The sequence below is a fragment of the Streptomyces fuscigenes genome, assembly GCF_021556455.1.
GTDB lineage: Bacteria > Actinomycetota > Actinomycetes > Streptomycetales > Streptomycetaceae > Streptomyces > Streptomyces fuscigenes.
Window position 1 is genome coordinate 1 of record NZ_JAKGCV010000220.1, and the last position, 8,986, is coordinate 8,986.

At 72.1% G+C, this 8,986-nt stretch carries 8 protein-coding genes and 1 pseudogene; 6 read left to right on the plus strand and 3 right to left on the minus strand.

Annotated elements, in window-relative coordinates; translation table 11 throughout:
- From L1885_RS17745 to L1885_RS17755, 3 genes and pseudogenes are all read right to left on the minus strand, one after another.
- Positions 1-258, minus strand: a pseudogene (locus tag L1885_RS17745) (hypothetical protein); the annotation flags it as partial.
- A complete protein-coding gene (locus L1885_RS17750; protein ID WP_235798109.1) occupies positions 258-992 on the minus strand; it encodes an RNA polymerase sigma factor in 735 nt (244 codons plus the stop codon). The gene L1885_RS17750 and the pseudogene L1885_RS17745, both read right to left, overlap by 1 nt.
- Positions 993-1,409: 417 nt before the next feature.
- Positions 1,410-3,119, minus strand: coding sequence for a beta-N-acetylhexosaminidase (locus tag L1885_RS17755; protein ID WP_235798110.1), 1,710 nt, complete (start codon positions 3,117-3,119; stop codon positions 1,410-1,412).
- A gap of 691 nt (positions 3,120-3,810) precedes the next feature.
- On the opposite strand from L1885_RS17755, the gene L1885_RS17760 reads away from it, so the two are divergent.
- The 6 genes from L1885_RS17760 (at position 3,811) to L1885_RS17785 (ending at position 8,766) form a co-directional block, all read left to right on the plus strand.
- Positions 3,811-4,368 carry a 2-oxo-4-hydroxy-4-carboxy-5-ureidoimidazoline decarboxylase gene (locus tag L1885_RS17760; protein ID WP_372481968.1) on the plus strand — a complete coding sequence of 186 codons (558 nt, stop codon included), beginning with the start codon at positions 3,811-3,813 and terminating at the stop codon, positions 4,366-4,368.
- Between the two features lie 205 nt (positions 4,369-4,573).
- Positions 4,574-4,954, plus strand: coding sequence for a succinate dehydrogenase, cytochrome b556 subunit (gene sdhC, locus L1885_RS17765; RefSeq protein WP_308117344.1), 381 nt, complete (start codon positions 4,574-4,576; stop codon positions 4,952-4,954).
- Between the two features lie 6 nt (positions 4,955-4,960).
- Entirely contained in the window at positions 4,961-5,449 is a 489-nt protein-coding gene (locus L1885_RS17770) for a succinate dehydrogenase hydrophobic membrane anchor subunit (RefSeq protein ID WP_235798111.1), read from the plus strand.
- A 20-nt stretch (positions 5,450-5,469) separates the two neighbouring features.
- The gene (gene sdhA / locus L1885_RS17775; RefSeq protein ID WP_235798112.1) at positions 5,470-7,224 is read left to right on the plus strand and encodes a succinate dehydrogenase flavoprotein subunit; all 1,755 of its coding nucleotides are present in this window, start codon (positions 5,470-5,472) and stop codon (positions 7,222-7,224) included.
- Positions 7,224-8,006 carry a succinate dehydrogenase iron-sulfur subunit gene (locus L1885_RS17780; RefSeq protein WP_235798113.1) on the plus strand — a complete coding sequence of 261 codons (783 nt, stop codon included), beginning with the start codon at positions 7,224-7,226 and terminating at the stop codon, positions 8,004-8,006. The genes sdhA and L1885_RS17780 overlap by 1 nt, the downstream gene beginning before the upstream one ends.
- A gap of 127 nt (positions 8,007-8,133) precedes the next feature.
- Entirely contained in the window at positions 8,134-8,766 is a 633-nt protein-coding gene (locus L1885_RS17785; RefSeq protein WP_235798114.1) for a hypothetical protein, read from the plus strand.
- Positions 8,767-8,986 lie beyond the last annotated feature (220 nt).

Below are 8,986 nucleotides of genomic sequence, written 5' to 3' on the forward strand. Positions count from 1 at the left end.
CCGCGCCCTCCGGAACGCGGCCAGCGCTGCCGCCTCGCCGGGCTGCCCGCCGGGCAGGCCGGTGCGTCGGGCCGCGGCGCCGGACGGACCGGGACGGCCGGTGGCGTTTGCGTCTGCGATGCGTGCGAGATCGTGCAGGGCCCCGGCGAGGCGGGCGGCGTCGACCGCCTCGTAGGGGCCGGTGGTCTCTACGGGCTCACCCCGCAGCAGTCTCTCCGCGGCGTCCTCGTCGAGCCATCGGTCACGCTCGTCCGCCATCACATGTCTTTCTGCGTCCGCAGGCGCGAATGCGTCACACCTGCCGTCGCAGAGACGTCGGGCGGAGCCGTGCGCTGAAGCGGCACCCCGCCGAGCGCGCCGCCGCGACCCACGAGAGTGCGGGGGACGTCCCGTCCGCTTCCCGTGGCGGGTACGGCGCCCACGCGGTAGGCGGTCTCGACGGCCTGCCCCTCCAGCAGTTCGGCGAGCTTCTTCAGGCCGCGGTGCGCGGCGGTGCGCACCGCGCCGGGGCGCTTGCCGAGCGTCTCGGCGGCCGTCTTCGCGTCGAGCCCGACGACGACGCGAAGGACGACGGCCTCGGCCTGGTCCTGCGGGAGTTGGGCGATGAGGGCGAGCGTGCGGCCCGTGGCGAGAGCCTCCATGGCCTCGTCGGCGGTGTCGGAGTCGGCGGGCCGGCCGGCCAGTTCGCTCTCGTCGCCGCCGACGACGGGCCGCCGCCCCCGCATCCGCAGGTGGTCGAGAGCGCGATTGCGCGCGATGCGGGCGGCCCAGCCCCGGAACCGGTCGGCGTCGCCCTCGAAGGTGTCGAGGTCGCGGGCGATCTGCAGCCAGCCCTCCGAGGCCACGTCCTCGGCGTCGTAGTCCCCGACGAGCGTCCTGACATAGCCGAGCAGCCGCGGATGCACCGCGCGGTACACGGTACGGAAGGCGTCCTCGTCCCCGTCCCGTGCCGCCTGCACCGCGGCGGTCAGCTCCGCGTCATCCCCCAGCACAACCCACAACCCGTCCTGATCCGCAGCTGGTCACTGCCGCGCCGCCCCCACGCGTTTTGCACGCTACGGCCTTTTCGTGCCCGGCGTCCATGACTCGTACAAGACGCAACAACGTACTGCGGGGACCGGTGTGACAGAAACGGCCCCGGCGACGCTGAGAGGAGTGACGGGGTCGCTCTGCGGCTTCGCAAGGCGGTGGCCGGGGTCTCTCCTGTGGGGGGTGGCGGCTCCGGCCGCCGCTTCCCCGGGGAGGGGCCCGCCTCCCCCGGGGACACCCTCTCCCCTCCGTGCCTTTCCTCCGCGCGCTCTCGCGCGCGTTCCTGCGCCCGCCGCCGCCTTCGGCCCTCCCGCCCGCACCGCCGTGCGACGCGGTGCCCGGCGGCCGCCCGAGCGGGGAGCCCGGGCGGCCGCCCGGAGTCAGGACGCGGGCGGGGCCGTCGGCTGCGCCGGGGGCTGCGAGCCTTCGGGGGCCGTGGTGCCCGGCGACGACGTGCCGGGGGCCGGCGAGCTGGGCGCGGGCGTCACCACGGAGCCGGCGGAGGAGTCGATCCGGTCCGCGAGCGACGTGAACTGCTGCCAGCTCAGCGTGGGCCTGCCCGGCACCCACAGCCGCTGCGCCAGCGCGTTGAGCGGCATCCTGATCCCCGCGGCCACCTGGGCCGTGGTCTGGGCGTCGGGGACGTCGCCCCAGACGGCGAACCGCGCGCCGCGGATCTGCCCGTCGTAGCGGCTCGACTCGGGCGAGGTGCCGCGCATGACGAGCGGGCTCCACTGCTCGTAGATGCGCTGCCCGGTCGGGTAGGTGAAGCCGTTGGGCTGGCCGAGGACGTAGTAGAGGTACTCGTCGTTGAGGTTCATCATGACGCGTCCCTCCTTCAGGTACGTGACCGGCGGGATCTTCCCCGCCTCGCGGCCGGTCCAGTACTCGACCAGGAGCTTCTTGGACGGCTTGGCGATGCCGTCCGGGAACACGCCGTCGTTCCACACCCTCGGCTTCTTGCCGAGCTTCTCGACCACGGCGGCCCGCGCGTTGATCCAGTCGGTCGCCAGGTCCTGGACCGTGGCCTTCGGCCCGTACTTCTTGCGCGCGGCGGCGGCGAGCTGCGGGAACTTGGTCTGGGGGTCGGCGGCGGTCAGCGCCAGGTACTCGTCGCCGCCGATGTGCCAGTACGGGCCCGGGAACAGCTTCGCGTACTCGGTCAGCAACTGGTCCACGATCCGGGCGGATTCGGGGTTCGAGATGTCGACCGCGCCCTGGTACGTCGTGCCGGAGGCGTTGCGCAGCTGGATGCCGGGGTGCTGGTGGATGACCGCTGCCAGGTGTCCCGGCGAGTCGATCTCCGGGACGATCGTGATGTGCAGCCGGGTGGCGAGCGCGATGATCTGCCGGGTCTGCGCGATCGTCAGGTGCTGCTTGGAGACGATCTCCGGATGGCTCTTCGACTCGATGCTGAAGCCCTGGTCGTCCGAGAAGTGCAGCCCCAGCTCGTTGAGCTTCAGGTCGGCCATCTCCCGCAGCCGGTCCTCGATCCAGCTCGGCGGGTAGAACTTGCGGGCGATGTCCAGGTTCAGGCCGCGCTCGGGCTTGGCCGGCTGGTCGTGGACGACGCCCTCGGGCATCTCGCCGCCCGAGCGCACGGCCTGCTTGAGGGTGCGCGTGCCGTAGAAGACGCCGGACTGGTCCGGGCCGGTGACGACGACGCGGTCGCCGCTCGTGGTGAGGGTGTACGACTCGGCCGACCCGCCCCCGCCGAGCCGGAGCTCCACGTCGCCGGCGCGCGCGGCGGCCGTCCCCCGGTAGTGCAGCTTCAGCTCCTTGGCGATGAGCTGCCCCTCGTCGCTCAGCCCCTTTCCGGCCGCGCCGGAGGCGATGACGACGCCGCCGCCGGACGTGGGCCGCCAGCCGGGTCCGTGGGCGGCCGTGAAGCGGCGGACGGAGGGGATGGTCGCCGGCGCGCTGGACAGCGGGAAGCTGCGGGTGGGCGAGGGCGTCGCGGCCGACGACGTGGCGGGCGCCGAGCCGGTGCCACCGCCGCCGGAGGATCCGTCCTGGCAGGCGGTGAGGGTCAGCGCGCCGGCCACCACGGCCGCCGTCGCCGCGCCGACTGTGCTGCGCGGGTGCCACATGTTTCTGGTCCTCCTGATGCCGCCGGATGTTACGAGTGCGGGTGGTGCGGGTGGTGCCGGCCCTACGGGTGGTGCTGAGCCGGTCATGCGGGTGGTGCGGACTCACGGGTGGTGCGGGTCTAACGGGTGGTGCGGGTCTTACTGGTGGTGCGGGTGGTGCGGGTACGGAGCCGGGAGCCGGTCGTGCTGGTCGTGCTCGTCGTGCGTGTGGTGCCCGTGGTGCTCCGTGTCCGTCCGGCCGGGCGGGTGACGCGGTGTCACCGGGACCCCGGCCGTCCGCCGCCCGGTACCCGGTACCCGGTCGCGGGCCGTTCGTGCCAAGCCCGTCCGGTGGGCACCGACGGCGTTCGGGCCGTCCTGGTGCGAACCTGCCACGCCCTCGTCCACGGCGCATGTCGAAACTTCTTCGTACGAGTGAAAGAGTGTGCGCGCGTTTCCCGGTCGCGCCGCGTCTCGCTAGCGTCGGAGCCGTGGCAGCATCGGCCCGTCGCGCCGACGGCCCTCCCGCCGCCGCACTGCGGCGCGTCCCGCGTCCCCCGCACACCCCGCAGCCGTCCGTCCCCCCGTCCCCCGGTCCCGGCCGCCCGCCGCGCCGCGTCCCGCCGCCCACGAGGAGCCCCCGCTGTCCCGCGAGGAGTCAGGGCTGCGCCGTTTCAACGGCGCCCCCGCAGACACCGTCCACGAGGCCCTGCTGACGTGCTGCGGCAGCGAGCGCTGGGCCCGCCGGATCGCCGACCACAGACCGTACCCCGACATCGCGGCGCTGCTGGCCGCGGCCGACGAGGCCGCCTACGACCTCTCCCCCGGCGACCTGGGCGAGGCCCTGGCGGCCGAGTCCGCGGCCGGCCGGTGCGCGCGGGCCTCCGGCCGGGCGGTGCCGCCGGCCGCGCTGACGGCGCTGCGCGCCGCGTTCGCCGCGTACGAGGCGAGCTTCGGCCACACCTTCGTCATCAGCCTGGAGGGGGTCTCGCCCGACGAGTACCTCGACCAGGTGCTCGCCGGCATCAGGACCCGCCTCGGCAACGACCCGGAGGAGGAGCGGATCGTCGCGGCCGACGAGCTGCGCCGGCTCGGCCGTACCCGCCTGCGGACGCTGCTGGCCGCCGGCGCCACGCCCGCGGGCGGCACGGGCCCGGCCGGGCGTACGGGTGACACGGGGACCGCCGCCGGCACGGTCCCGGGCGCGCGCGGCCGCCCCGCCGGGGCCCGGGCGCCCGGGGCCGCGCCCGAAATGCGGCACCCGCGGTGATCCGCCCGGCTGCGGTAGCCCGTACGTGGCAGATTGACTGCGGGTTCGATCACACCCGGACCCCCGGGGCGTGGGCACCGACAACTCGTCGCTAACATGGCCGGGGCCGGTGGACCGTACCCGGCCGGGCGCGACCGACACCACTGTGCTTGACCAAGTAGAAGATGGCGGCCGGCCCCGATCCCCGCTTCCGGAGGGTTTTTCCGTGCCGGCTGGAACGTTGTACCGCGGCCGGGAAGGCATGTGGTCGTGGGTGGCTCACCGAGTCACCGGTGTCCTCATCTTCTTCTTCCTGTTCGTACACGTGCTGGACACCGCTCTCGTCCGTGTCTCCCCCGAGGCCTACGACCACGTCGTGGCGACCTACAAGAACCCTGTCGTCGCGGTGCTTGAGTACGGCCTGGTGGCCGCCATCCTCTTCCACGCACTGAACGGCCTGCGCGTGATCGCGGTGGACTTCTGGTCCCAGGGCCCGCGCTACCAGAAGCAGATGCTGTGGTCCGCCGTCGTCGTGTGGCTGGTGCTGATGATCGGCGCCCTCTACCCGGTGCTCGGCCACGCATTCCGTCAAGTGTTCGGGAGCTAGTGACCCATGTCCGCAGACACCACTTCCGCGGCCGGCTCCTCGATCGGCGAGGTCGAGGGCGCGAGCCTGTTCGACGTCGACCACCCGGCCCCGTTCATCGAGGCGCCCCGCGCCCGCACCCGCAAGACCCCGAAGTCGACCCGCGGCAACTTCGAGATGGTCGCCTGGCTGTTCATGCGGCTGTCCGGCATCGTGCTGGTCGTCCTGGTCCTCGGCCACCTGCTGATCCAGCTCGTGCTGGACGGCGGCGTGTCCAAGATCGGCTTCGCCTTCGTGGCGGGCCGCTGGGCCAATCCGTTCTGGCAGATCTGGGACCTGGCGATGCTGTGGCTCGCCATGCTGCACGGCTGCAACGGCCTGCGTACCGTGGTGAACGACTACGCGGAGCGCCACGCCACCCGGATGTGGCTGAAGGGCCTGCTCTACGCGGCCACCATCTGGACCGTCCTGCTGGGCACGCTGGTGATCTTCACCTTCGACCCGAACATCCGCTAGAGCCGGGGCTGACGACACCCATGAAGATCCACAAGTACGACACCGTCATCGTCGGCGCCGGCGGCGCCGGCATGCGCGCGGCCATCGAGGCCACGAAGCGCAGCCGCACCGCCGTCCTGACCAAGCTGTACCCGACCAGGTCGCACACCGGCGCGGCGCAGGGCGGCATGGCCGCCGCCCTCGCGAACGTCGAGGACGACAACTGGGAGTGGCACACCTTCGACACGATCAAGGGCGGCGACTACCTGGTCGACCAGGACGCCGCCGAGATCCTCGCGAAGGAGGCCATCGACGCGGTCCTCGACCTGGAGAAGATGGGCCTGCCCTTCAACAGGACGCCCGAGGGCAACATCGACCAGCGCCGGTTCGGCGGGCACTCCCGCAACCACGGCGAGGCCCCCGTGCGCCGCTCCTGCTACGCGGCGGACCGCACCGGCCACATGATCCTCCAGACGCTCTACCAGAACTGCGTCAAGGAGGGCGTGGAGTTCTTCAACGAGTTCTACGTCCTGGACCAGATCATGGTCGAGGTCGACGGCGTGAAGAAGTCCGCGGGCGTCGTGGCGTACGAGCTGGCCACCGGCGAGATCCACGTCTTCCAGGCGAAGGCCGTGATCTACGCGTCCGGCGGCACCGGCAAGTTCTTCAAGGTCACGTCGAACGCGCACACCCTCACCGGTGACGGCCAGGCGGCCTGCTACCGGCGCGGTCTGCCGCTGGAGGACATGGAGTTCTTCCAGTTCCACCCGACGGGCATCTGGCGCATGGGCATCCTGCTCACGGAGGGCGCCCGCGGCGAGGGCGGCATCCTGCGCAACAAGGACGGCGAGCGCTTCATGGAGAAGTACGCGCCCGTCATGAAGGACCTCGCCTCGCGCGACGTCGTCTCCCGGTCCATCTACACGGAGATCCGGGAGGGCCGCGGCTGCGGTCCCGCCGGCGACCACGTGTACCTCGACCTGACGCACCTGCCGCCGGAGCAGCTCGACGCCAAGCTGCCCGACATCACCGAGTTCGCGCGCACCTACCTCGGCATCGAGCCCTACACGGACCCGATCCCGATCCAGCCGACCGCGCACTACGCGATGGGCGGCATCCCCACCAACGTGATGGGCGAGGTCCTCGCCGACAACACCACGGTGGTGCCCGGCCTGTACGCGGCCGGCGAGGTCGCCTGCGTCTCCGTGCACGGCGCCAACCGCCTCGGCACGAACTCGCTGCTCGACATCAACGTCTTCGGCCGCCGCTCGGGCATCGCCGCCGCCGAGTACGCCGCGAAGAACGACTTCGTCGAGCTGCCGGAGGACCCCGAGACCTTCGTGCTCGCCCAGGTCGAGCGGCTCCTGAACTCCACGGGCAAGGAGCGCGTCGCCGCGCTCCGCACCGAGCTCCAGGAGTGCATGGACGCCAACGTGATGGTCTTCCGCACCGAGCAGACCATCAAGACGGCGGTCGAGCGGATCTCCGAGCTGCGCGAGCGCTACCAGCACGTGGCGATCCAGGACAAGGGCAAGCGGTTCAACACGGACCTGCTGGAGGCCGTCGAGCTGGGCAACCTGCTCGACCTGGCCGAGGTCATGGCCGTGTCGGCGCTGGCCCGCAAGGAGTCCCGCGGCGGTCACTACCGCGAGGACTTCCCGAACCGTGACGATGTGAACTTCATGCGCCACACGATGGCGTACCGCGAGGTCGGCGACGACGGCATCGAGTCCATCCGGCTCGACTACAAGCCGGTCGTCCAGACCCGCTACCAGCCGATGGAGCGTAAGTACTGATGGCTACCCCGACCATGGACCGGGTGGAGGCGGGCTCCGCGGCCTCCGACCACCTGCTCACCGTCACGTTCCGGATCCGCCGCTTCAACCCCGAGGTCTCGGACGAGTCGACCTGGCAGGACTTCCAGATCGACATCGACCCGAAGGAGCGCGTGCTCGACGGGCTCCACAAGATCAAGTGGGAGCTCGACGGTTCGCTGACGTTCCGGCGCTCCTGCGCCCACGGCGTCTGCGGCTCCGACGCGATGCGGATCAACGGCAAGAACCGCCTCGCCTGCAAGACCCTGATCAAGGACATCGTCGCGCTGGACAAGACGGGCGCGGCGGCCAAGCCCATCACGATCGAGGCCATAAAGGGCCTGACGGTCCTCAAGGACCTGGTCGTGGACATGGAGCCGTTCTTCCAGGCGTACCGCGACGTCATGCCGTTCCTCGTCACCACGGGCAACGAGCCGACGCGCGAGCGGTACCAGTCCGCCGAGGACCGCGAGCGCTTCGACGACACCACCAAGTGCATCCTGTGCGCCGCGTGCACGTCGTCCTGCCCGGTGTTCTGGAACGACGGGCAGTACTTCGGCCCGGCCGCGATCGTCAACGCGCACCGCTTCATCTTCGACTCGCGCGACGAGGCCGGCGAGCAGCGCCTGGAGATCCTCAACGACCGTGACGGCGTGTGGCGTTGCCGCACGACCTTCAACTGCACGGACGCCTGCCCGCGCGGCATCGAGGTCACCAAGGCCATCCAGGAGGTCAAGCGGGCGCTGATCACGCGCCGGTTCTGACCCCCCGCCGGACCGCCGGAGAACCCGCGCCCGCCCCTGCGTGCACCGCACGCCGGGGCGGGCGTTTTCTGTGCCAGGATTCGCCCACGAGCACATGGTCGCGACCGCATGGGGAGGCGGAAGAAGCATGAGCGAGCCCAATCCGTACGCGAAGGACGGGCCGGTGGGCGGGCCTGGCGGCGCGGGCGGCCCTTCCGGCCCCCTCGGGCCCGCGGGCCAGGCACCGGGCCCCGGTTGGGGGCCCCCGCCGCAGGGGCCGGCGTACGGGTACCCCGGGGCCGGTCCGGCCCTCGGGTACGGGTACCCCGGGGCCGGTCCGGCCCCGGCCCATCCCCCGCAGTTCCCCGGCTACGGCTATCCGGGAGCCCCCGAAGGGCCGGGCGCCGGGCTGGAGCCGACCGCGCTCGCCGGCGGATCCCCGCTGGTGGCGATCGGGGACATCACGGTCCTCAACACCGGCTCGATCGTGACCCCTTCGGGCACGCTGCCGCTGCGCGGCGCGGTGTGGAACGCCACGGACCTCTCGCGCACCGAGCAGCGGATCCCCAGCCACGCGATCGTGCTGGCCGTCGTCTTCTTCGTCTTCTGCTTCCTGGGCCTGCTGTTCCTGCTGATGAAGGAGAAGTCGACCACGGGCTTCATCCAGGTCACCGTGAACAGCGGCGGCAAGCACCACTCGACGATGGTGCCGGCGACGGACCCCCTGACGTTCCAGCACGTGATGGCTCAGATCGCCTACGCGCGCTCGATCAGCGTCTGAGGGGCGGGGCCCCGGGCCGCGCGGGAGCCGGGCGGGAGCTGGGCGGGACGCGAGCGGACGAGGCTGGAGCCGGGCGGGAGCCGGGCGGGACGCGAGCGGACGAGGCTGGAGCGGGGCGGGAGCGGGGCGGGGCATGAGCGGACGGGCATGAGCGGCGTCCGCTTCCCGGGGCCGCGGAGTCCCCGTCGCGGGCCGGCGCACGGGCCTCGGTCTCGTGGCG

What these genes read in the sequence shown, in the direction of transcription:
- L1885_RS17755 (WP_235798110.1), bottom strand. Translation starts at nt 3,119, where the DNA reads ATGTGGCACCCGCGCAGCACAGTCGGCGCGGCGACGGCGGCCGTGGTG.
- L1885_RS17770 (WP_235798111.1), top strand. Translation starts at nt 4,961, where the DNA reads ATGTCCGCAGACACCACTTCCGCGGCCGGCTCCTCGATCGGCGAGGTC.
- sdhA (WP_235798112.1), top strand. Translation starts at nt 5,470, where the DNA reads ATGAAGATCCACAAGTACGACACCGTCATCGTCGGCGCCGGCGGCGCC.
- L1885_RS17780 (WP_235798113.1), top strand. Translation starts at nt 7,224, where the DNA reads ATGGCTACCCCGACCATGGACCGGGTGGAGGCGGGCTCCGCGGCCTCC.
- L1885_RS17785 (WP_235798114.1), top strand. Translation starts at nt 8,134, where the DNA reads ATGAGCGAGCCCAATCCGTACGCGAAGGACGGGCCGGTGGGCGGGCCT.